Raw genomic sequence first — 21,055 nt, 5'->3', positions numbered from 1 at the left:
CAGCGGTGGCTTCCGCTGCGGGTGGGGGGGTCCATCACATGGCCGCCTTCTGTCGGACGACTCGTCGGCTGGGACTTACCAGTCGTACTGCAGCATCAGCCGGACCGAGCGCGGCGCCTGGTAGGCCGTCGGTGTGTTGAACGCCAGGTGGTAGCGCGGCGAGCCCGCGGAATTCTCGGCGAACTCGTTCATCGCCGTCGCGCCGTGTTCGTTGAACACGTTGAACACGTCGGCCTTCAGCGTGAGCTTGCCGTCGGCGAACGTGGGGCGCCAGGCAACGTTGAGGTCGAGCGTTCGGGTCCATGGCGTGCGGGCGTACGTGCCGCGCGGCACCAGCGTCTGTCCGTTGTCGCGGACCGGGCCGCCAGTGCCCGGGCTCGTCGTGACAATGCCGGCCGATGGGCTGCAGGAGTAGTAGTTGTTCTGGTAGCCGGTCGGGTCGTCGCCGTAAACGCCGATGCAGCTCACCGGACGGCCCGACTGCACGAGCAGGTTCGCGCCGATCGACCACTGTTCGTTGACTTCGTAGTTGCCGAACAGTTTCAGTGAATGACGGCGATCGTTCGGCAGGTAGCCGTACGAGCCGTACATCAGTTCGGGGTAGTCGAAGTCCACCGTGGTTCCGGTGTCGGCCTGGGCGAGGTTCGAGTTCACGCCGCCCTCGGAGTTGCCCTGGCTCTTGGCCCACGTGTAGGAGCCCTGCAGGAAGAAATCGTCCCAGTGGCCTTCGGCGAAGAACTCGAGCGCCTTGTAGGTGCGACGTGCCTTCTGGCCAAGTTCGTCGGCCGTCAGCGCGACGTTCTCGAACACGCCATCGCCATTGACGTCCATCTGGAACGTCGCGGCGCGACCCGGGTTGTACAGGCGGCAGCCCGCGAATCCGGGATTCAGGAACGCCAACTGGTTGGCGCTCTCCTTGTCGGCCGTGGTGATGAACGGGCCATCCGCGCCTTCCACGAAGCCGTTGCGCAACGCCCAGGCGCGTACCGGGCGCCAGTCGCACGTGTCGTCGATCCCACTGCTGAGGTCACGATAGATGCCGCGTACGCCGAGCGAGATATCGTCGGTGAGTTGCTTCTGGAAGCCGAGGATGTATTCGTCCTGGTACATCGGCTTGAGGTCGCCGGAGGTCACCGCGTTCGGGTTCTTGGGCGTGCCGAACTCGTTGTTGAGGTAACTCACCTCCGAGATCGGATCCAGTCCCGTCGGCGCGCCTGTCGTCGGATCCACGCCGGTGTAGGTGAAGAATTGCTGCGAATACAACGAAGCACTGGCGCCACGCACCGCAACCGTGGCGGTCAAGGGCAGTGCGTAACGACCGGCATTGGCGAAGACCTTGAACGACGAGTCGCCGAAGACGTCCCACGACAAGCCGAGGCGCGGCCCCAGTTGGTCGTCGATCGAAACATATTTCTCACCCAGGCCGTTCGTGTTCTCGAACTTGTCCCAACGAACGCCTGCGTACAGCAGGAAGTTGTTGGTGACGTTCCAGGTGTCTTCCAGGTAGAACGCATCGGACAGCACGCCTACGGTCGCGCCATTCACGAACCGTCGAAGGCGGACGTACTGGAAATCTTCATCGTTGAGATACACGTACGACGCGCCGCCTTCGTACGACTGGCCGGCGATGCTTTCGAAATCGTCGCGTTCGAAGCCGAAGCGCAGCAAGTGGTCGCCGGCCTGCCATTCGGCGTCGATGCGGTACTGGTCGCGCGTGTCCTTCGCATCGGGGCGACCCAGTGTCCCGACGAAGCTGCAGCCATCGATGCGTGCACCGTTCGTGTTGTCCAGGTTCGTCCGGCTGTCGGTGATGATCGGGCAACCGGTGGCCGGCGTGTTCAAGTCGCCGCCGTATTCGGCGCGGATGCCGTTGGCGGCGATGGCGTAGTTCGATCGGCTCTGCTCGCCGTGGCCGTAAAGCGCGGAGAGCGTGAATGCATCGGTGAGGTAGCCGGTGTAACGCGCGACGTAGCTGGTGCCGCCGCGTTCGTCGTACACCCGCCCAAGATAGGACTGGCGCTCAAGCGCGGCATTGGCGTTGTACAGATTGTTGCCCAACGACGTCTGGCCGGTGCGGTAGAAGTCCTGTTCGGTCTTCGTGCTGTCGGAGAATGCGGTGAGCTCGAGCAGGTTGCTGTCGTTGATGTTCCAGTCGAGCTTGGCCAGCCAGTTGGGCGACTTGTCTTCCTGGTCGTAGCTCGGGTTGCCGCTCGTCGCGGTCGGATACACCGACTGTCCGGTGAGCTGGTTGTACGACACGAGCGCGTATCCGAACACCTTGTCCTTCCACAGCGCACCGCCTGCCCAGACGTTCGCGGTGAGCTGCGTGCCCAGGTCGTCTTTCGAATTGTTCGCGATCATTTGCGACGGCACGACGCTGCCCGTTGGCGGTTGGCCGCCATTCGAGAAAACGTTCGGGTCCGAGCCGCGCAATGCGCCCGGCGTCCAGTACAGGTTGCCGCCGGCCTTGAAGTCATTCGTGCCGCGTCGGGTGATCATGTTGATCACGCCACCGGTGGAGCGCCCGAACTCGGCACCGTAGCCACCGGTCTTGACCTGTTGTTCGGCGATGCCCTCGAAGGGGATCTGCGCGAAGTTGAGGTTGTTGAACGTGTTGGTGATGTTGAAGCCGTTGACGTAGTACGCGTTTTCCGCGACGGAGGAACCGCCGAACGATGCCAGGTTCCCATAGGCGGTATCGCCCCGCACCGTGCCGGGCGCAAGCAGGGCGACGTCGGTGGCGTTGCGCGCAACCGGGATCTTCGCGATCTGTTCCGCCGTCAGCACGGTGGTCGATTCGACCGACGAGACGTCGATGGGATTGATGGAGCCGCCGACGACTTCGACGGCGTTGAGCGTTTCGATGAAGTCCACGCTGGTCGCGGTGCCGACGTTGACGGTGACCGAACGTGTCGCCTCGCCATTGCGGCTGACCGAGTATCGGCCGGTCGGGAGCGCCGAGAAGCGATAGTTGCCGTCCGCGCCGGCGGTGATCGTGCGCGAGAACCCGGTCGAAGGATTGACGAGGGTGATGGTGTCGCCGGCTCCGGCCTGGCCGGAGATGGCGCCCGATGTGTTGGTTTGTGCGTGCACGCCGCCTGCGAAACAAAGGCCGAGTGCGAGTGCGAGCGTGCTGCGTCGGAGCATCGATGGCGGCGCTTCGGCGCGACTGCGTGACTTCATGGAATGGAACTCCCCGTGTGTGCGATTGGTTGCGTTGCGTCACGATCGAGGTGGGTCCACGCCCCGCGTAACGAAAACAAAACTATTTCCGTTGGACGCGGGGAAGTAGCGCCAGTGAGTGCGCAGTCGCAGGGTCCAGATGCGCAATGGCCTGCAGGCGACATGCTTTACGTAAAAATCGAGAACCGCGCGGTTCGAATGGAGTGTCGATGCACCTGGAATTGGACGGAGAGGGGCCGCTCCATGCGCAATTGGCCCGCGCCCTGCGTTCGAGCCTGAACGGCTCGGTCGCCGGCACGCGCCTGCCGTCGTCGCGCCAGCTCGCACACGAACTGCGCATCTCGCGCAACACGGTCGTTGCTGCATACGAGCAACTGCGCCTCGAAGGGGTCATCGAGATGCGCGCCGCGTCCGGCGTGTTCGTCGCCGAAGGCGCAACGCGTTGCGCGCGGCCTGCGGCCGTTCCGACAGGCGATCTCGAACCGCAGTCGCGTTACGCGCGCCGCGCGCGCCGCTACCACGATCACGACCTGCTTCCCAGCCACCGCATCCCGGACGTCAGGTACAGCTTCGACGTCAGCATGCCCTCGACGAACCCCGTGCTGACGACGGCGTGGAGCAGGGCGCTCGCCCGCGCCGCTGCCTACACCTCTCCGGTCAATGCGCATGCGCAAGGCGTTCCGGTCCTGCGCGAGGCGATCTGCGAACTGCTGATGCGTCGTCGAGGCGTCGTCGCGACGCCCGACGATGTGCTGGTCGTCGGCGGCACGCAGCAGGCAATTTCGCTTGCCGCACGCGTGTTGATCGACGAAGACGAGGAAGTGGCGATCGAGGAGCCGCAGTACTTCGCCATTCGCCAGGTGTTGCAGGCGCACGGTGCGCGGATCGTCGGCGTGCCGGTGGATTCGGAAGGAATCCGCAGCGATCTTTTGCCCGAATCCCCGCCACGCATGGTCTGCGTCACCCCCTCGCACCAGTTCCCCAGCGGCGCGATCATGTCGATGGCACGGCGCCGGAGGCTACTGGCCTACGCCGCGCGCCATGGTTGCTGGATATTCGAGGACGACTATGACGGCGAGTTTCGGTATGGCACGCCGGCGCTGGCGCCATTGCGTTCGCTCGACCACGGCAATCGCGTCATCTACGTCGGGACGTTTTCGAAATCCATGTTCCCGGCACTGCGGCTGGGTTACGTGGTCATGCCGCCGCAACTGCGGCGCGACTTCGTCGCGGCCAAATGGCTCCACGATTTCGGCTCGCCGGCGATCGAACAGGTCGCGTTGGCGAACTTCATCACCGATGGCGGCTTCGACCGGCACATGCTTCGCAGCAGCGAGGCGCTGGAGGCGCGACGCCACGCACTGATCGACGGGCTTCGCCGCAAGGCCGGCGATCGCATCGAGATCGCCGATTCGCACGCGGGCATGCACTTGCTGGTGTGGCTCCGGGGTCGCTCGCGCGCGGAAGGCAAGGTGTTCCGCGACCTTGCACAGAAGCGCGGCCTCGGGATCGCGCCGGTGGACCCGGAATACATCGATCCGCCGGACCGCGCAGGGTTGTTGTTCAAGTTCGCGGCCGTGTCGCTGCACGACATCCGCGATGCGGTCCCGATTTTCGTGGAGTGCCTCGATGCACTCGAGCAGACGCAGGTGGCGTTGGTGGACTGAGCGGTCGACCGCACCTGGACCCTGCGAACGGCGGTCGACTGGACCTTCCGCGCGGACGGCTGCGTGTCCAGAGTGTCGTGCAGTGACCTGCGCGGCGCGCTCCGGAAGTCGGGATGACTGACGACATGGAGGAGGGCGTTCGCTGTCCTGCGCGCGTTTCCAGGCGCGTTGATCATTCAAGCGCAGAAAGAACTTCCCCCGTGGTTTTTCTCCCACCCACCGAACAATTCGTCGACATCGGTGAAGCCGCCCGCCGCGTCGGCGTCAGCGCGGCCGCGCTGCGCCTGTACGAAAAACGCGGCCTGCTGCCGAAGCCCTCGCGTACGTCCAGCGGTTACCGCCAATACGCGCACGAAGACGTGCAGCGTGCGCGCATGGTCCGGCGTGCGCGTCGCGCCGGCCTGTCGCTGGCGCAGATCGCCAAGGCCCTGGGCCATGACGGCGCGCGCGTTTGCCTGCACGCACTCCTGCGTTCGCATCTCGACCAGCTCGAAGGCGAACGAAAGCGAATCGAGCGCATGCAACGCCATCTGCGGCGATGGATGGAGGCGCGCGCGGAAGCGTGAGCCGACAGGCCGCAGGGGACCAAGTCCCCTGCAACCCGCCATCGGGGCGTCGTGACGCTCAGAACCTAACGCGTGCGCCCAGGCGCCCGCTGACCCCTTCCATGTCCCCAACGCGCGCTTCCACTTCCCCATACAGGTCGACGCGGCCGATCGTCCATTCCACGCCGCCGGCGAAACGACCAAAGCTGCGGTCCCCCTCGTCGGTGACGCGCACGCGGTCGGTGCCGACATCGAACACCGTCGCATCCTTGCCGCCGAATTCGCGCGCCATCGACATCGACGCATACGGGCGCACGCCGTTCCACCCTTCGGCCATGCCCAGGCGCAGGCCCACCTCGCCAGTCGCCACCGCGCTGTCGTCCCAGTGCACGTTGCCCGCGTTGCCATGCTGGTCCGGCAGCGATACGTCGATCCACGCGCCGCGCAGGTACGGCTCGATGTACATGCGCGAAAGCGAGAAGCGGTGACCGCCCTCGATGTCCAGGCCCACGGCGCTCCCATCGCCGGTGTCGACCAGGCCGATCGACGACCAGTCGCTGTCCACGTCGATGCGGTCGGCGCGCAGCATCGCGTTGGTGAACCAGCCCGCGTTCGACCAGCGGGCGTAAAGGCCGGCGTTGATGGAGTCGAGCTTGGTCTTCTCGACGCCGCCGAGGTCCATCTCCGCCTTGTCGTAGCCGCCGGTGAGGCCGGCGCGCCATTGGCCGATCGTCATCTCCGCGCCGATCTGCGCGCCGTTGTGGTCGCCCTGCCATTCCAATTCGCGCGAACCTAGGGCGTGCGAGAGATTCGACGTGCCCTCCAGATCGCCGCCGGTGACCTGGAACCAGACGCCGTTCGCATCGGTTTGGTCGTGCGTGGCCGTGAGGTGGCTCGACACCGACTGCGCACCCTGCCGCCACAGGTCGCGCACGCCGGAGGGCACGGCGCCTGCGAGATACGCCCCGTCGGCGAGGTCGGTCTCGAGCATCCAGCTGTCGACGCCGTCGTAGGCGACCTTGAAACCGATGAAGCCGCGATTGCGGCTGTTGTCGGCGAGCACGAGTTCCTGGCCCGTCTGCGCACCTCCGGAAGACAGCACGCGGATGCCGTTCATGCCGAGCAGCGAACCGCGGCCGACGAGGTCCAGCTCAAGCGCATTCGTGCCGGACAACGCACCGACTTCGATCACGTCCGCTGCGCGTCCGACGACGTCGAGATCCACGGCGAGCGTGCCGCCCGACGCGCCATGCAAGGTACCGTCGATCGTGAGCACGTCGCCGACGTGGCCATTGGCCAGCGACACGCGGCCGGAATTCTCGAAACGCTCCAGCCCCTCGAATGCCATCGACGTCGCACCCTCGAGCAGCTCCACCCGCCCCATGTTGGCGAAGCGGTCGTTGCCTTCGCCGAACACGTTGGTACCTGCGCTGCGGAATGCACCGGCGTTTGCGACGACATCGTCGCCGCCGGACAACTGCACGTGGCCGCGTACCGTCCCCGTCGAGGCGATGCGGACATCGGCCGCGCCAACACCCCACTCGTTGCCCGCGACCTTGATCACCGGGCCCGTGCCGCTTTCGATGGTGCCGGCGATGTCAATGCGCGTGCCCGTGGCGGTCGCCGAATCAATCGCGATCGCCTGCCCGTACACCGTCGCGCCTTCGGCGACCGCGATCGCCGCCCCGCCTTGCATCGAAGACGTCGTGATGGCCACACCAGACTCAGCGCGCGCCTCCTCTTCGATCAGCAGCGCAACGTCGCCAGTGTTCGAACTCAGCCCGATCGCGAACCAGTCGCCCGTCGTCGCCCACGTATGGACGCGACCCACGCGAGCGGCGATGTCGCCGGTGTCGTTGCCCACGAACAGCGCGGCCGAGCCTTCGCCGTAGGTCGTGATCTCGTCGATGTCCAGCATCACTTCGGCGCCGGTAAGCACGCGCAGGCCGTAGGACTGGTTGCCGTACGTGGTCAGGCGCTGCGAATGGAGCAGGACTTCGCCAACGTTCTCGATGCTGATCGCATCGGATCCGACGCCCATGGTGAAGACAGAGTCGTTGTCCACGGTGACGGTGCCGAGCGCACTGATGTCGATGCCCCGTGCATTGTCGCCGTCGGTGCCGACGCCGCCGGTGTCGAGCGTGACATCGCCGTTGAACGCGAATGCGCCGATCCCGACGCCGCCATTGCCCGATGTGCTGACCCAATCGGAACGGATCGCCACATCACCCAAGCCAGCGCCGGCGAGGATGCCGATGCCGCCATCGCCGAGCGCCACCGCCGTTCCGACATCGACGAGGACGTCACCGTTCTCCCACGACTCCGCGAAGATCGCCGTCGCACCAATGCCTTCGGCGCGGATAAAACCCGCCTCGATGGACGTCGAGCCGTTGTGCGAAGAGGCGTAGAGGCCGGTGGTGAAATCGCCGGTGGCGATGGTTTCACCTGCGAGGATGGTGACGTTGCCCTGTTCGGACATGGCCGACACGCCCGCACCGAACGCACCGCCGGCGACGCTCGCGACGTCTACGGTGACATCGCCCCCGGTGCTGATCGCCTCGACAGCCACGACGCCTTCAACATGGTTGGCCCAGACGCTGACATCGCCCGCGCCGAGCGCCGCGATCCCGACGTTGCCACCGAACACCTGGTCGACGTGCACATCCACCGGGCCATCCATCGACACGATGTCGACGGCGGGCCACGCGTCGTGTGCACGGATGACCGTGCCGTCTTCCGCGGTGAGCGAGAGTGCGCCCGATCCGTAGACGACCACGGCCGTGTCGCCTTCCGGCAGTGCGTTGCCGTCGACGTTGAAGCCCTGCTTCAGCAGCAGCTCGAAATCGGTGACGCCCTGGTAATGCACCTGCGGTACGGGGCCCGGGCCGGTTGGCGTGCACACGACCTGACCGGTCGTTGCCGCGCCGCATTCATCGGCGGCCGCGGCCGAAAAGGAAACACCGCCGCATGCAATCAGCAGCGCGAGGGACAGGCGCTTGCGACGCAAGACAGGGGAAGGACGCACATCGAACTGCTTCACGAAGCCACTCCGGATCACAGGGGATCGCGGAAGCTGCCGCTTGCACTTGGTGCAAGGTCAACCGTGCCAAACGTAAGGGCTTCGGATAGAAGTTTTACGAACTCGGAGCGCGACGGCTCCCCGTTCCAATGATCGAGAAATCGAGGGTGGCGGCTCGCGATCATGGGCGGCAGCGCGAACGTCGGCTTCCGCATGACCGACGTCTCGCGGGCCGCAACTTGGCGCAGATTGGGCACGCCCGCATCGCTTGCCGCCGGCGAAGCGGTCGCCGCCATCGGCCCCTTTTGCAATTGATTGCAAAGTTAGAGGCCTCGAATCGGCTGCCGAGACCACTCTATCCGGTCACGCAGGGGGGCTGGGCTTTGTAACGGGTCGATTCGGGGGAGGTGCACCGACCCGCACGGGCTCGATGCCTTCACATCATGACGCATTGCCCCTTTCCGATGCGCATGCTTGGACATCGGGCGCGTTCGGACGTATACCCCTCGGGGCATGCCCCACCGTTTTCCCCCCGCGTCGATGCACGCCCGCAACGACCCCCGCAACGGCATCGGTGTCGACCCGACCACCCAGCTGTATCGGCTGGGCGCGGGCGGGCCGAGCCTGACCGCGGGCCTGGCCGCCGCGGGCGCGACCGGCCGGCGCATCGCGCTGCTGCACATCGACGTCGATCGCCTGGGCACCATCAACCGCCAATACGGCGAGGCCGTGGGCGACCAGGTGCTGGCGGCGGTCGCGCAGCGCCTGCAGAAGACGATGCCGAACGGGGGCTGGTTGTGGCGGCTGGGCAGCGACGAATTCATCGCGGCCATCGGCTACCGCCGCGACGAACCCGACGGCATGGTCCTGGCCGATCGCCTGCGTGATGCCTTCGACGCGCCGCTGTCGGTGCCGCCGCACAGCGTGCGCGTGACGCTGTCGATCGGGATCGCGGTGTATCCCGACCACGCCGAAGACGCCGCCGCCCTGCTGGCGCGCGCCGAGGTCGCGGTGCGCAAGGCCCGGCGCGATGCCGGGCGCAGCGGCACCGGGCTGTCGGCCCTGCCCGATCGCGGCGCCGCCGACCAGGACGCCGCGGCCTCGCGCAGCATCCTCAAGGGTATCGAGAACGACGAGTTCCTGTTGTTCCACCAGCCCACGGTGAACGCGCACGACGGCAGCATCGATGCGGTCAGCGTGCTGCTGCGCTGGCGCAACAGCGAGTACGGGCTGTTGCGGCCCAACCACTTCTTCGAAATCGTGGAAGCCTCGGGCTTGGCCTCGCGGCTGGGCTGGTGGGTGGTGGAGCGCGCGACGCGGCAACTGGCGCAGTGGCGCGAGAAGGGCTTCGACTGGCTCAACATGTCGGTGCACCTGGCCAACACGATGCTGTTGCGGCGCGACTGCATCGATTTGATCGGCGAGCAGTTGCAGCGCTGCGGCATCCCTGCAGCGTCCATGCAGTTCGAGATCTCCGAAAGCGCGCTGTCGCTCGACACGCGCGTGGTGCACGACAACCTCATGGGCCTGCGCGGCCTGGGCGCGCTGCTGACCGTGCACGACTTCGGCATGGGCCGGCTCGCGCTGGGCGCGCTGGCGCACCATCCCATCGACCGGCTCAAGATCGATCGCAGCTTCATCCACGAGGCCGCGAGCGATCCGCGCACCGCGGCGATCGTGCGCGGCATCCTCGCGGTGGGCCATCGACTCGGCATGACGGTCACGGCCAAGGGCGTGGAAACCGAAGCCGAACTCAACTTCCTGCGCCGCAACCAGTGCGACTTCTTCCAGGGCCACCTGTTCTGTTCGCCGCGCCCCGCCGACGAACTCGACGAGGTGCTGCGCAAGCGCGTGTTGCTGCCCGAAGCCTTCGCCGCGATGCGTCCGGAGCGGACGCTGCTGTTGCTCGACGACGAAGACAACGTGCTGCGCTCGCTGGTGCGCCTGTTCCGCCGCGACGGCTATCGCCTGCTGACCGCCAACAGCGTGCGCGACGCCTTCGACCTGCTGGCCAGCAATCGCGTGCAGGTCATCGTGTCCGACCAGCGCATGCCGGAAATGACCGGCACCGAATTCCTCGGCCGCGTGCGCGACCTGTATCCCGACACGGTGCGCATGGTGCTCTCCGGCTATACCGACCTTGCGACCGTCACCGACGCGATCAACCGCGGCGCGATCTACCGCTTCCTCACCAAGCCCTGGAACGACGAGGAATTGCGCGAACACATCCGCGATGCGTTCCGCGCCTCGGAAGCGCAGGACGTGCAGGAAGAGTTCTGATCACTCGCCCGCGGGCTGGGTGACCGGCAGCACCAGGCGGAAGATGCTGCCCACGCCGGGCGTGCTGTTCACTTCGATGCGACCGTGGTGCTTCTGCGCGATGTTGTAGGCGACCGCCAACCCCAGGCCCGTGCCGCGGCCGACGGGCTTGGTGGTGAAGAACGGTTCGAAGATGCGCGGCAGCACATCGGGCGCGATGCCCGAGCCGGTGTCGGCGATGCTGATCCATGCTTCGCCGTTCTCGCTGCCGGTGGCGATGACGATGGTGCCGCGGTGCTCGATCGCCTGGCCGGCATTGATGAGCAGGGTCATCAGGATCTGGTTGATCTCCGAAGCGTGGCATTCCACCGGCGGCATGTCGCCGTAGTGCTTCTCCAGCTGGATCCGGTACTTCAACTCGTTCCACACGATGTTGAGCGTGGATTCCAGGCCGCGGTGCAGGTCGGAGGGACGCATGGGTTCATCGCTGCCGCTGCTGCGCGAGAAGTCCTTGAGGTCCTGCACGATCTTGGTGACGCGTTCGATGCCTTCGCGCGATTCGGACAGCAGCTTGGGCAGGTCGCCGATGATGAATTCGATGTCGAGCCGCTCGCGCTTGGCGCGCACGGCGTCGCGGTGCGCGAGCGGATCCTCCGCGGCCAGTGCGGTCTCCTGGCATTCGATCAGCGCCAGCAACGCGCCCATGTATTCCTGCAACGTGCCGATGTTGGAGTGCACGTAACCGATGGGATTGTTGATCTCGTGCGCGACGCCGGCGGCGAGCTGGCCGATCGAGGCCATGCGGTCGGACTGCAGCAATTGCGCCTGCGTGCTCGCAAGCTGGCGGTAGGTTTCCCGGAGTTCGTCGTGCCTGGGCATGGTGACGTGGCGCGCGCGGAGTCGGAGCGCCAGTGTAGGGCTGCGACGTTGGAGGCGGCGCGACGGCACGGGCGGCCTGGTCCGATCAGACCGTGGCGTCCTCAGCCCACGCCCAGGGGCCGCGCCTGCGGGCGCGCGCTGGCCTGGCCGGTGGCGGTGTAGACGGGCGTCGACTCGATACGGCCGAGATGGCGCAGGGCCCAGGCCACTTCACGACGGCGACGGGAGAGCAACACGCCATTGGCATGGTTGGCGTCCCGCAGCGCGGCCACGCGCCCGGCGATGCCGGCGTCGGGCTGCAGCGCTTCGGCGCGGCGCAAGGCCGCCACCTTCTCCGCGGTCGAGATCAGCAGCGCCTCGGCATCATTGTCGAGCAACGCGCGACGCTCGGCGGCGAGCGCCTGTTCGAGCGCGTCGAGGGCATCGCGGGCCTCGTCGGCGACGCGCATCCCTTACTTGCCTGCCAGCTGCTTGTCGAGTTCGAGCATCTTCGAGGCGATGGTCTGCGCGTCGATGCGATAGCTGCCGTCGGCGATCGCCGCACGCGCGGCTTCCACGCGCTGCATGTCGATGCCCGCCGATCCGGTGCCCAGTTGGCGGCCGAGCGCCTGCAGACCCGCGGCTTCGTCGGTGAGCCGCACGCTGTCGGCTTGCGGCGTAGCACCCACGGCGTCCGGGCGCTTGGCGCCGGCGCGCGCGGTGACTGAGGTGACGGTGGCGCCCGGGGCGCGGGCGACCGGCAGTCCGCCGTCGATCTTGTGGGTCATGGGACGCTCCAGAAATGACTCGTTCGGGCACTGTAACGGCGGGCCGTCCGGAAACTTGAACGCCCCCGGCGGCGGTCCTGTCGATCCGTGATCAAGGCACGACCTCCACCACGCCATCGGCGACCACGCGCCCACGCAGGACGCGATGCGAGGCGGTGTTCTCGACCACCACGCGGCCGCCGGCCTGGGCCGGGCCCAGCGCGCGGCCGTCCATGCGCACTTCGATGCCTTCGGTGCGCGCGAGGATCACGACGGGGTCGCCGCGCCGCAGCGGCGCGAACTGGGGCTCCGACGCGAGTACAGGGTTCGGCATGGCCTCGCGCGGCATGCGCACGTGCACATAGATCTGCCAACCCGGGGTGTCCTCGCACCGCACCTGCACCGTTCTCGGCCCGGTGGCGGCGGCCTTGAGCGCTTGCGTGCAGGGCGCCAGGCGCAAGGCCGAATCGAGCAAGGCGTCGGCCGGCCGGGCGTTGCCGCCCAGTGCCTGGATCGCCGCGGCGCGGATGGCGTCGAGCGATTGCACGTCGGGCGTCGCCGCGGGCACGCGCGCTGCGGAGGCAACGAGCAGCACGGCGACGGCGAATCGAAATGGGCGGTGTGCGAGCACGGCAGGGCGCATCGGGCGGAATCGATGCGGGAAGCGTGCAAGCCGCGTGCCCGACGCCGCCATTCAAGGAACGCGCATTCGCGCCGACAACGCGGGGCATGAGCCAGGACCTTCTCGACCGCATCGACCAACGCACCCGCCTGGCCGGACACAACCGGCTGGCCCTGCTGTTGTTCCGGCTCGCCTCGCGTCAGCTTTTTGGCGTGAACGTCTTCAAGGTGCAGGAAGTGCTGCTGCGCCCGCCCCTGTTCACCCTGCCCTCGTTGCCGCCGGCCTTCGTGGGCGCGGCCGACGTGCGCGGCCGCAGCGTGCCGGTGCTCGACCTGGCGCGCGCGATCAACCACCCGGTGCAGTCCGACTTCGACCCGACCTACCTGGTGGTCACCGAATTCAATCGCTCGGTGCAGGGCTTCCTCGTCGGTGGCGTGGACCGCATCGTCAACGTCGCGGTCGGCCAGATCCAGCCGACGCCGGAACTGGGCGGCGAATGCCGCTACCTCACCGGCGTGACGCGCCACCAGGGCGAGCTGATCCAGTTGATCGACGTGGAGAGCGTGTTGGCCGAGTCCTCGCCGCGCGCCGGCGATGCGGGAATGCTGGCGGCGATCCCCGCCGGCCGCGGCCCGCGCGAAGTGCTGGTGGTCGACGACTCGCGCGTGGCGCGCAACCAGATCCGCGCGGTGCTGCAGCAGCTCGGGCTCGAGGCGACCCTGCTCTCCGACGGCCGCCAGGCGCTCGACCACCTCCAGCAACTCGCGCAGGCCGGCCAGGTCCCGCACGAGCGCTACGCGATGGTCATCTCCGACATCGAGATGCCCGCGATGGATGGCTACACGCTGACGACGGAAATCCGTCGCGACCCCGCGCTGCGCGGCCTGTTCGTGCTGCTGCACACCTCGCTGTCGGGGGTGTTCAACCAGGCCATGGTCGAACGCGTGGGCGCCGACGACTTCGTGCCCAAGTACTCCGAGCGCGAGCTCGCGCAACGCGTGGCCGCGCGCGTGACCGCCGCCGGCTGACGGTTTCCCCCGGCAAATCCGCGCGCTGGCACGCGCCTTGCCTGATCCGGGAGGAATTCCGCTCCCGGAGGGGCCCATGTCCGACTTCCTTGGCATCCACGGCACGGCACTGGAGTTGCGCGAACGGCGCCTGCAGTTGCTCGCCGCCAACATCGCCAACGCCGACACGCCCCATTACCAGGCGCAGGACCTCGACTTCACGGGCGCGCTGAACGCAGCGCTCGATCCCGCCGCGACCGCCGCCGGCGATGCCGTGGGCCAGGCCGCCGCCGGCGCGCGCTACCTGCGCCCGGCCACGCAACCCAGCCTCGATGGCAACACCGTCGACGGCGATCGCGAGAAGGCCACCTTCGCCCAGGCGACGCTCGAATACCGCGCCTCGCTGTCCTTCATCGAATCGCGCGTCCGCTCGATGCTGACCGCGATCACCGGCCAATAAGGCACGCGCATGAGCAACCTTCCGATCTTCGATGTCGCCGGTTCGGCGATGAACGCCCAGTCGGTGCGACTGAGCACGGTCGCCTCCAACCTCGCCAACGCCGACTCCATCGCCGGCACGCCCGAGGCGGTCTTCCACGCGAAGTTGCCGGTGTTCCAGGCCACGCCCGTCGCGGGCGATCCCGCGCTGGCGGGCGTGCAGGTCACGCAGGTCACCGAAAGCACCGCCGCGCCGATCAAGCGCTACGAACCGGGCCATCCCCTCGCCGACGCGCAGGGCTACGTGTACGCGCCCGACGTCGATCCGGTCGCGCAGATGGTCGATCTGATTTCCGCCTCGCGCAGCTACCAGGCCAACGTCGAGGTGTTCAACAGCGCCAAGGAACTGGCGATGGCCACCCTCAACCTCGGCCGCTGACGCGCAAGGAACGACACCCGATGACCACGATCAACACCAACAACTACAACAACAGCGATGCGTACAGCGCGCTCGGCCTCAACGTGCCGCAGTCGCAGCGCAACACATCGCTCGGCCAGGCCGACTTCCTGCGCCTGATGACCGAGCAGCTGAAGAACCAGGATCCGCTCAAGCCGCTCGACAACTCGCAATTCCTCGGCCAGCTCGCGCAGTTCTCCACCGTGCAGGGCATCGACAAGATGCAGAACGCGATGGATGCGGTCGCCAGCGTCATGGAATCCGACCAGGCACTGCGCGCCGCCTCGCTCGTCGGGCACGACGCGCTCGTCGAAGCCTCCACGCTCGACGTCGATGCCGGCAAGGGCGTCGACGGCGAAGTCGACGCGCCGTCGGCCGGCCGCATCACTTTCGAGATCGTCGATGCCTCCGGCGCACGCGTGCGCACGATGACGGTCGATGCCGCCGCCGCGGGCACGACGGCCTTCCACTGGGACGGCCTCAACGACGCCGGCCAGGCGGCGGGCAAGGGCCGCTACACGATCAAGGCCACCGCGGGCAGCGGCAGCACCGCCGAAGCGCTGACGGTCAACGTCGCGGCGAAGGTGGACAGCGTTTCGATCGGGGCCGACGGCCTCGTCCTCAATCTCGCGGGCCTCGGCAGCCATCCGCTGTCGTCGATCCGCCGCATCGGCTAAGGGAGCACGACATGAGTTTCCGCATTTCGCTCAGCGGCATGAACGCGGCTTCGGCCGACCTCAACGTCACTTCGAATAACATCGCCAACTCCAACACGACCGGCTTCAAGCAGTCGCGCGCCGAATTCGGCGACGTCTTCGCCGCGTCGGCGGCGGGCCTGTCGCGCAATGCGATCGGCGCGGGCGTGCGACTGGAAAAGGTCGCGCAGCAATTCGGCCAGGGCAACGTCGACTTCACCGGCCGCTCGCTGGACCTGGCCTTGTCGGGCGAAGGTTTCTTCACGCTGTCGGCCGGTGGCGCGACGGTGTATTCGCGCGCCGGCAACTTCGGCACCGATCGCGACGGCTACGTGGTGAACCCCGCCGGCCAGCGCCTGCAGGTGTTCCTGCCCAACGCCGGCGGCAACGGCTTCGACACCGGCCGCATGGGCGACTTGCAACTGGCGGTCGGCGATTCGGCGCCGCGCGCCACGGGTGAAGTCGAGGTCGGCACCAACCTGCCCGCCAACGCGACGCCGCCCACGCTCACGCCTTTCGACGCGAACGACCCGGACACGTACACGCACACCACGTCGCTGACCGTGTACGACTCACTCGGCGCGGCGCATACGCAGTCGATGTATTTCATCAAGACCGCCAACCCGAACGAATGGCAGGTGCAGACGCAGATCGACGGCACCGACGTCGGCACGCCGCAGACGCTGCAATACGCGAACACCGGTGCACTGACTTCGCCTTCGCCCGGCCGCATCACGTTGCCCGCCTACACGCCCACCACGGGCGCGGCGCCGATCGCCGTGAACCTCGACCTGAGCACGTCCACGCAGTACGGCAACGCGTTCGGTGTTTCCTCGCTCGTGCAGGACGGTTATGCGACCGGCCGCCTCACCGGCATCGAAGTCTCGCCCGAAGGCATCGTCAACGCGCGTTACACCAATGGCGTGTCGACCCCGCTGGGGCAGGTCGCGCTGACCACCTTCGCCAATCCGCAGGGCCTGCAGCCGCTCGGCGACAACGGTTGGGCGGAAACCTACGAATCCGGCCAGGCGCGTCGTGGCCCGGCGGGCACGTCGGAATTCGGCCTGGTGCAGGGCGGCGCGCTCGAAGCGTCCAACGTCGATCTCACCGAGCAGTTGGTGAACATGATCACCGCGCAGCGCAACTTCCAGGCGAACGCGCAGATGATCCAGACGCAGGATCAGATCACGCAGACGGTCATCAACATCCGCTGACGCAGATGACCGACCGTTCCCTCTATGTGGCGATGACCGGTGCGAGCGCCACGCTGCGCGCGCAGGGCAACGTCGCGCACAACCTCGCCAACGCGGACACGGTCGGGTTCCGTGCAACGCTCGCCGGCACCGTCGCCGCGCCCATCGCGGGCGCGGGATTGCCTTCGCGCGTGGCCACCACCGCACAGGAGATGGGCGTGAGCAGCGCCGCCGGTGCGTTGACGACGACCGCCAACGCGCTCGACGTCGCCCTGCAACCCGGCCACTGGCTCGCGGTGCAGGACCGCACGGGCGGCGTGGCCTACACGCGCGCCGGCGATCTGCAGATCAACGCCAACGGCCAACTCGTGACGGGCAGCGGCCTGGTGGTGCTCGACCAGGGCGGCGCCCCGATGTCGATTCCGCCGAACGATGCGTTGCACATCGGTGGCGACGGCACGGTGTCGATCGTGCCGCAGGGCCAGCCGGCCTCGACGATGGCCGCGGCCGGACGCCTCCAGGTGGTCGCGGTCGACGACCGCGACCTGGTGCGCGGCGACGACGGACTGATGCACGCCAAACCCGGCGCGACGCCGCCGGTACCCGCGGCCGGCAACGTGCTCACCACCGGCGTGCTCGAAAACAGCAACGTCGACGGCACCGCGATGCTGGTGTCGATGATCGAACTCGCGCGCCAATTCGAGATGCAGGTACGCGTCTTGCACAGCGCTGACGAGAACGCGCGCTCCGGCAACTCCCTGCTCTCCTCGCGCTGACCTTTCGAAACCCTTCCGAGTAATCCGCCATGACCCAGGCTCTGTGGATCGCCAAGACCGGCCTCGACGCGCAGCAGACGCGCATGGCGGTCACCTCCAACAATCTCGCCAACACCAGCACCACCGGTTTCAAGCGCGACCGCGCCAGCTTCGAGGACCTGCTGTACCAGACCGTGCGCCAGCCCGGCGGCCAGTCCTCCGAACAGACGCAGTTGCCCAGCGGCCTGTCGACCGGCACCGGCGTGCGCGTGTCGGCCACCGCCAAGCAGTTCGCGCAGGGCGCACTCAACCAGACCGGCAACGCGCTGGACGTGGCGATCAACGGCCGCGGTTTCTTCGAAGTGCTGATGCCCGACGGGAGCACCGCGTACACGCGCGACGGCAGCTTCCAGATCAATTCGCAGGGCGAGCTGGTCACCAACTCCGGTTATCCGATCCAGCCCGGCCTGCAATTCCCCGAAGGCACGCAAAGCGTGACCATCGGCGCCGACGGCACGGTGAGCGTGCAGATCGCCGGGCAGGCGCAGGCCGTGCAGGTCGGCGCGCTGACGCTGGCCGACTTCGTCAATCCCGCCGGCCTGCAGGCCAAGGGCGAAAACCTCTACGTCGAAACCAGTGCCAGCGGCCCCGCGCAGAGCGGCGCGCCCGGCCAGGGCGGCGTCGGCGTGCTCGCGCAGGGCGCGCTGGAAGGCTCCAACGTCAACGTCGTGGAAGAGCTGGTGTCGATGATCGAAACCCAGCGCGCGTACGAAACCAACGCGAAGGCGATCTCCACCGTCGACTCGATGCTCGGCTACCTCAACAACAACCTGTGACGCCGATGAAATCGCTCCTGGTCGCCGTCGCGATGCTGTCCCTGTCCGGTTGCGCGAGCCTGGTCGGCGACGCGCGCACCTTCGCGCCCGAATCCGGCGCGCCCGCCGTGCATCCGCAAGCGATGCAGCCGCCTTCGGGCGCGAATGCCGGCTCGATCTACGCCGGCGCCGGCACCGATGGCGGGCGCATGCGCCTGTTCGAAGACAACAAGGCGCGCGAGGTCGGCGACCTGCTGACCATCGTGCTGCTCGAGAACACGCGCGCCAAGGCCAACGCGAAGACCGCGGTGACCAAGGCCGCGGGCGTCAACCTCGCCGCGCCCACGATCTTCGGCCAACAAATCACGCACAACGGCCAGCCGCTCCTGCAGGCGGAGATCGAAGGCTCGCGCGACTTCACCGGCAACGGCGACAGCGCGCAGAGCAACCAGCTCGCCGGCACGATCACGGTCACGGTCGTCGAAAACCTCGGCAACGGCCACCTGCGCGTGGCCGGCGAAAAGCGTTTGCGGCTCAACCAGGGCGACGAGCTGGTGCAGGTTCAAGGAATCGTGCGCACGGCCGATATCGGTCCCGACAACCGCATCGGATCCGATCGCATCGGCGAGGCCCGCATCGTCTACGGCGGCAACGGCACGCTCGCGCGTTCCAACGCGATGGGCTGGCTGGGCCGCTTCTTCAACTCCGCCGCATTCCCGTACTGAGGACGCCCGCATGCAACGCGCCCGCTTCGTCGCCGCATTCGTGCTGCTGTGCGCCTTCATCGGCAGCGCGCATGCCGAACGCATCAAGGAGCTCGCGCAAGTGGCCGGCGTGCGCGGCAATCCGCTCGTGGGCTATGGCCTGGTCGTGGGTCTGGACGGCAGTGGCGACCGCACGAGCCAGACGCCGTTCACCGTGCAGAGCCTCAAGACGATGCTCGATCAACTCGGCGTCACGCTGCCGCCCGGCGTGAATCCGCAGCTGAAGAACGTCGCCGCCGTCGCGATCCAGGCCGAACTGCCCGCCTACGCCAAACCGGGCCAGACGATCGATGTCTCCGTCTCGTCGATCGGCAACGCCGGTTCGTTGCGCGGCGGCAGCCTGCTGATGGCGCCGCTGCGGGGTGCCGACGGACAGGTGTACGCCATCGCGCAAGGCACGCTGATGGTCGGCGGCTTCGGTGCGGCCGGCCGCGATGGATCGAAGATTTCGGTCAACGCGCCCAACGGCGGCAGCATTCCCAACGGCGCGATCGTCGAACGCGCCGTGGCGGGTGGTCCGCAGGACGGCACCGTGACGCTCAACCTGCACGAATCGGATTTCACCACCGCCGCGCGGATCGTCGCGGCCGTCGATCGCGCGTTCGGTCCGGGCCGCGCGAAGGCCCTGGATGGCGTGACCATCGAAATCCTGCCGCCGGCCGGCGACCGCATCGCCTTCCTCGCGCAACTGGAATCGCTCGACATCGATCCGGGCATCGGCGCGGCCAAGGTCATCGTCAACGCGCGCACCGGCACCGTGGTGATGGGCGGCCAGGTCACGGTGTTGCCGGCGGCGGTGTCGCACGGCGCCTTGACGGTGTCGATCGTCGAAGCCGTGCAGGTCAGCCAGCCGGAAGGGTATGGCAACCGCAGCGGCGTCACCGTCGTCGCGCCGCAATCCAGCGTCGAAGTGCGCGAAGACGGCGGCCGCATGTTCCTGTTCCAGGGCGGCACGTCGCTCGAATCGATCGTGCGCGCGGTCAACGCCGTCGGCGCTGCGCCGGGCGACATCGTCGCGATCCTCGAAGCGCTCAAGCGCGCCGGCGCGCTGCGCGCCGAGCTCGAGGTGATCTGAGGACCGGACATGCGCCTGCCTTCCGCTTCCCTGCCCCTCAACGCGCCCGCCGATCCGTCGACGGGCACGTCGCATGCGCGCATCGAAAAGGCCGCGCGCGAACTGGAAACGCAATTCGCGCAGATGTTGATCAAGTCGATGCGCAGCGCTTCGATGGGCGATTCGCTGCTCGGCGAAGACACCACGTACCGCGACATGCACGACCAGCAACTCGCGCGCGAACTCACCAAGGGACGCGGCCTCGGGCTCGCGCCGATGATCATGCGGCAGCTCGAACGTTCGACGGGCGCCGCGCAATCGCCCCACGCGCCTGTCGCTGCGCCGACGCTTGCTCCCACGACGCCCGTCGGATTGCCGCTGACGCCGTCGACCTCCGGCATCTCGATGCCGGCGATCGCTCCGATGCCGCTCTCCGCGCCGACCACCGCACCGGCCTGCAACCCCGATGCACCGCTGGATTGCAGCAGCCCCGAAGCCTTCGTCCGATCGGTCTGGCCGCATGCGCAGAAGGCCGCGGCCGAACTGGGCGTGCCGGCGAAGGCGCTCGTCGCGCAGGCCGCGCTGGAAACCGGCTGGGGCCGCCGCCTGGTGCAAACGCAGGGCGCGACGTCCAACAACCTGTTCGGCATCAAGGCCGGCGGCGGGTGGAATGGCCAGCGCATGCGCGCATCGACGCACGAATACACCAACGGCGTGCGCGAAAACACGCACGCCGACTTCCGTGCCTACGGCTCGGCCGCCGAAAGCTTCGACGACTACGCGCGCCTGCTGGGCAACGCGCGTTACGCCGCCGCGCGCGGCACCGGCGAGGACACGCACCGTTTCGCCGCGGCCCTGCAGCAAGCCGGCTACGCGACCGACCCGGGCTATGCCGCGAAAGTCACCGCGATCGCGAACGGCGACACCCTCAACCGCGCACTCGCCGGATTGAACTGA

At 67.6% G+C, this 21,055-nt stretch carries 19 protein-coding genes and 1 pseudogene; 13 read left to right on the top strand and 7 right to left on the bottom strand.

The genetic code is table 11. The features are described 5' to 3' along the window. Positions 1 to 75: 75 nt before the first annotated feature. Positions 76 to 3,183, bottom strand: coding sequence for a TonB-dependent receptor (locus AB4059_RS10040; RefSeq protein ID WP_498978769.1), 3,108 nt, complete (start codon positions 3,181 to 3,183; stop codon positions 76 to 78). Between the two features lie 209 nt (positions 3,184 to 3,392). On the opposite strand from AB4059_RS10040, the gene pdxR reads away from it, so the two are divergent. Then, positions 3,393 to 4,850 carry a MocR-like pyridoxine biosynthesis transcription factor PdxR gene (gene pdxR / locus AB4059_RS10035; RefSeq protein WP_498978768.1) on the top strand — a complete coding sequence of 486 codons (1,458 nt, stop codon included), beginning with the start codon at positions 3,393 to 3,395 and terminating at the stop codon, positions 4,848 to 4,850. 200 nt (positions 4,851 to 5,050) lie between these two features. Then, complete coding sequence (locus AB4059_RS10030; RefSeq protein WP_498978767.1) at positions 5,051 to 5,416, top strand: MerR family transcriptional regulator; 366 nt, start codon at positions 5,051 to 5,053, stop codon at positions 5,414 to 5,416. Between the two features lie 58 nt (positions 5,417 to 5,474). On the opposite strand, the gene AB4059_RS10025 is transcribed toward AB4059_RS10030, so the two are convergent. Both AB4059_RS10025 and AB4059_RS10020 read right to left on the bottom strand, forming a co-directional pair. After that, positions 5,475 to 8,435 (bottom strand): autotransporter outer membrane beta-barrel domain-containing protein, encoded by a 2,961-nt coding sequence (locus AB4059_RS10025; protein WP_498978766.1) that lies wholly within the window; start codon positions 8,433 to 8,435, stop codon positions 5,475 to 5,477. 14 nt (positions 8,436 to 8,449) lie between these two features. Further along, on the bottom strand, positions 8,450 to 8,710 hold the full coding sequence (locus tag AB4059_RS10020) for a hypothetical protein (RefSeq protein WP_498978765.1): 261 nt from the start codon (positions 8,708 to 8,710) through the stop codon (positions 8,450 to 8,452). A 244-nt stretch (positions 8,711 to 8,954) separates the two neighbouring features. Here AB4059_RS10020 and AB4059_RS10015 point away from each other — a divergent pair, with 244 nt between their 5' ends. Beyond that, a complete protein-coding gene (locus AB4059_RS10015) occupies positions 8,955 to 10,694 on the top strand; it encodes an EAL domain-containing protein (RefSeq protein WP_498978764.1) in 1,740 nt (579 codons plus the stop codon). Here the strand turns inward: AB4059_RS10015 and AB4059_RS10010 are convergent. The 4 genes and pseudogenes from AB4059_RS10010 to AB4059_RS09995 all read right to left on the bottom strand — a co-directional run. Continuing rightward, a pseudogene (locus AB4059_RS10010) lies at positions 10,695 to 11,546 on the bottom strand (ATP-binding protein); the annotation flags it as partial. It abuts the gene before it with no gap. Between the two features lie 107 nt (positions 11,547 to 11,653). Then, entirely contained in the window at positions 11,654 to 12,001 is a 348-nt protein-coding gene (locus AB4059_RS10005; RefSeq protein ID WP_498978763.1) for a flagellar protein FlgN, read from the bottom strand. A gap of 3 nt (positions 12,002 to 12,004) precedes the next feature. Then, on the bottom strand, positions 12,005 to 12,319 hold the full coding sequence (gene flgM, locus AB4059_RS10000; protein WP_498978762.1) for a flagellar biosynthesis anti-sigma factor FlgM: 315 nt from the start codon (positions 12,317 to 12,319) through the stop codon (positions 12,005 to 12,007). A gap of 91 nt (positions 12,320 to 12,410) precedes the next feature. Beyond that, positions 12,411 to 12,941 (bottom strand): flagella basal body P-ring formation protein FlgA, encoded by a 531-nt coding sequence (locus tag AB4059_RS09995; RefSeq protein ID WP_498978761.1) that lies wholly within the window; start codon positions 12,939 to 12,941, stop codon positions 12,411 to 12,413. 86 nt (positions 12,942 to 13,027) lie between these two features. Here AB4059_RS09995 and AB4059_RS09990 point away from each other — a divergent pair, with 86 nt between their 5' ends. The 10 genes from AB4059_RS09990 to flgJ all read left to right on the top strand — a co-directional run bounded on the left by AB4059_RS09990 (position 13,028) and on the right by flgJ (position 21,055). Then, positions 13,028 to 13,948: a chemotaxis protein CheV gene (locus AB4059_RS09990; RefSeq protein ID WP_498978760.1), complete on the top strand. Its 921-nt coding sequence runs from the start codon at positions 13,028 to 13,030 to the stop codon at positions 13,946 to 13,948. 76 nt (positions 13,949 to 14,024) lie between these two features. Next, positions 14,025 to 14,387, top strand: coding sequence for a flagellar basal body rod protein FlgB (gene flgB / locus AB4059_RS09985; protein WP_498978759.1), 363 nt, complete (start codon positions 14,025 to 14,027; stop codon positions 14,385 to 14,387). Positions 14,388 to 14,396: 9 nt separating this feature from the next. Beyond that, positions 14,397 to 14,804, top strand: a complete 408-nt coding sequence (flgC, locus tag AB4059_RS09980; protein ID WP_498978758.1) for a flagellar basal body rod protein FlgC — start codon at positions 14,397 to 14,399, stop codon at positions 14,802 to 14,804. Between the two features lie 20 nt (positions 14,805 to 14,824). Further along, positions 14,825 to 15,499 carry a flagellar hook assembly protein FlgD gene (locus AB4059_RS09975; protein ID WP_498978757.1) on the top strand — a complete coding sequence of 225 codons (675 nt, stop codon included), beginning with the start codon at positions 14,825 to 14,827 and terminating at the stop codon, positions 15,497 to 15,499. A gap of 11 nt (positions 15,500 to 15,510) precedes the next feature. Continuing rightward, on the top strand, positions 15,511 to 16,731 hold the full coding sequence (flgE, locus tag AB4059_RS09970; RefSeq protein WP_498978756.1) for a flagellar hook protein FlgE: 1,221 nt from the start codon (positions 15,511 to 15,513) through the stop codon (positions 16,729 to 16,731). Between the two features lie 5 nt (positions 16,732 to 16,736). After that, on the top strand, positions 16,737 to 17,486 hold the full coding sequence (locus AB4059_RS09965; RefSeq protein WP_498978755.1) for a flagellar basal body rod protein FlgF: 750 nt from the start codon (positions 16,737 to 16,739) through the stop codon (positions 17,484 to 17,486). A gap of 29 nt (positions 17,487 to 17,515) precedes the next feature. Beyond that, on the top strand, positions 17,516 to 18,301 hold the full coding sequence (gene flgG / locus AB4059_RS09960) for a flagellar basal-body rod protein FlgG (RefSeq protein ID WP_498978754.1): 786 nt from the start codon (positions 17,516 to 17,518) through the stop codon (positions 18,299 to 18,301). Further along, complete coding sequence (gene flgH, locus AB4059_RS09955; protein ID WP_498978753.1) at positions 18,298 to 19,005, top strand: flagellar basal body L-ring protein FlgH; 708 nt, start codon at positions 18,298 to 18,300, stop codon at positions 19,003 to 19,005. Before flgG ends, flgH begins: the two co-directional genes overlap by 4 nt. Positions 19,006 to 19,015: 10 nt before the next feature. Next, positions 19,016 to 20,119, top strand: coding sequence for a flagellar basal body P-ring protein FlgI (locus AB4059_RS09950; RefSeq protein ID WP_498978752.1), 1,104 nt, complete (start codon positions 19,016 to 19,018; stop codon positions 20,117 to 20,119). Between the two features lie 9 nt (positions 20,120 to 20,128). Further along, positions 20,129 to 21,055, top strand: coding sequence for a flagellar assembly peptidoglycan hydrolase FlgJ (flgJ, locus tag AB4059_RS09945; RefSeq protein ID WP_498978751.1), 927 nt, complete (start codon positions 20,129 to 20,131; stop codon positions 21,053 to 21,055).

Origin of the sequence: Lysobacter sp. 2RAF19, assembly GCF_052115395.1 — a bacterium.
GTDB lineage: Bacteria > Pseudomonadota > Gammaproteobacteria > Xanthomonadales > Xanthomonadaceae > Noviluteimonas.
This window is presented reverse-complemented; position numbering and strand designations above follow the sequence as displayed.

Coding starts and splice junctions, on each gene's coding strand:
- AB4059_RS09950 (WP_498978752.1), top strand. CDS start 19,016: ATGCAACGCGCCCGCTTCGTCGCCGCATTCGTGCTGCTGTGCGCCTTC.
- AB4059_RS10040 (WP_498978769.1), bottom strand. CDS start 3,183: ATGAAGTCACGCAGTCGCGCCGAAGCGCCGCCATCGATGCTCCGACGC.
- AB4059_RS10020 (WP_498978765.1), bottom strand. CDS start 8,710: ATGGCGGCGACCGCTTCGCCGGCGGCAAGCGATGCGGGCGTGCCCAAT.
- flgE (WP_498978756.1), top strand. CDS start 15,511: ATGAGTTTCCGCATTTCGCTCAGCGGCATGAACGCGGCTTCGGCCGAC.
- AB4059_RS09995 (WP_498978761.1), bottom strand. CDS start 12,941: ATGCGCCCTGCCGTGCTCGCACACCGCCCATTTCGATTCGCCGTCGCC.
- AB4059_RS10005 (WP_498978763.1), bottom strand. CDS start 12,001: ATGCGCGTCGCCGACGAGGCCCGCGATGCCCTCGACGCGCTCGAACAG.
- AB4059_RS09965 (WP_498978755.1), top strand. CDS start 16,737: ATGACCGACCGTTCCCTCTATGTGGCGATGACCGGTGCGAGCGCCACG.
- AB4059_RS09975 (WP_498978757.1), top strand. CDS start 14,825: ATGACCACGATCAACACCAACAACTACAACAACAGCGATGCGTACAGC.
- flgB (WP_498978759.1), top strand. CDS start 14,025: ATGTCCGACTTCCTTGGCATCCACGGCACGGCACTGGAGTTGCGCGAA.
- pdxR (WP_498978768.1), top strand. CDS start 3,393: ATGCACCTGGAATTGGACGGAGAGGGGCCGCTCCATGCGCAATTGGCC.
- flgJ (WP_498978751.1), top strand. CDS start 20,129: ATGCGCCTGCCTTCCGCTTCCCTGCCCCTCAACGCGCCCGCCGATCCG.
- AB4059_RS10015 (WP_498978764.1), top strand. CDS start 8,955: ATGCACGCCCGCAACGACCCCCGCAACGGCATCGGTGTCGACCCGACC.
- flgM (WP_498978762.1), bottom strand. CDS start 12,319: ATGACCCACAAGATCGACGGCGGACTGCCGGTCGCCCGCGCCCCGGGC.
- flgC (WP_498978758.1), top strand. CDS start 14,397: ATGAGCAACCTTCCGATCTTCGATGTCGCCGGTTCGGCGATGAACGCC.
- AB4059_RS09990 (WP_498978760.1), top strand. CDS start 13,028: ATGAGCCAGGACCTTCTCGACCGCATCGACCAACGCACCCGCCTGGCC.
- flgG (WP_498978754.1), top strand. CDS start 17,516: ATGACCCAGGCTCTGTGGATCGCCAAGACCGGCCTCGACGCGCAGCAG.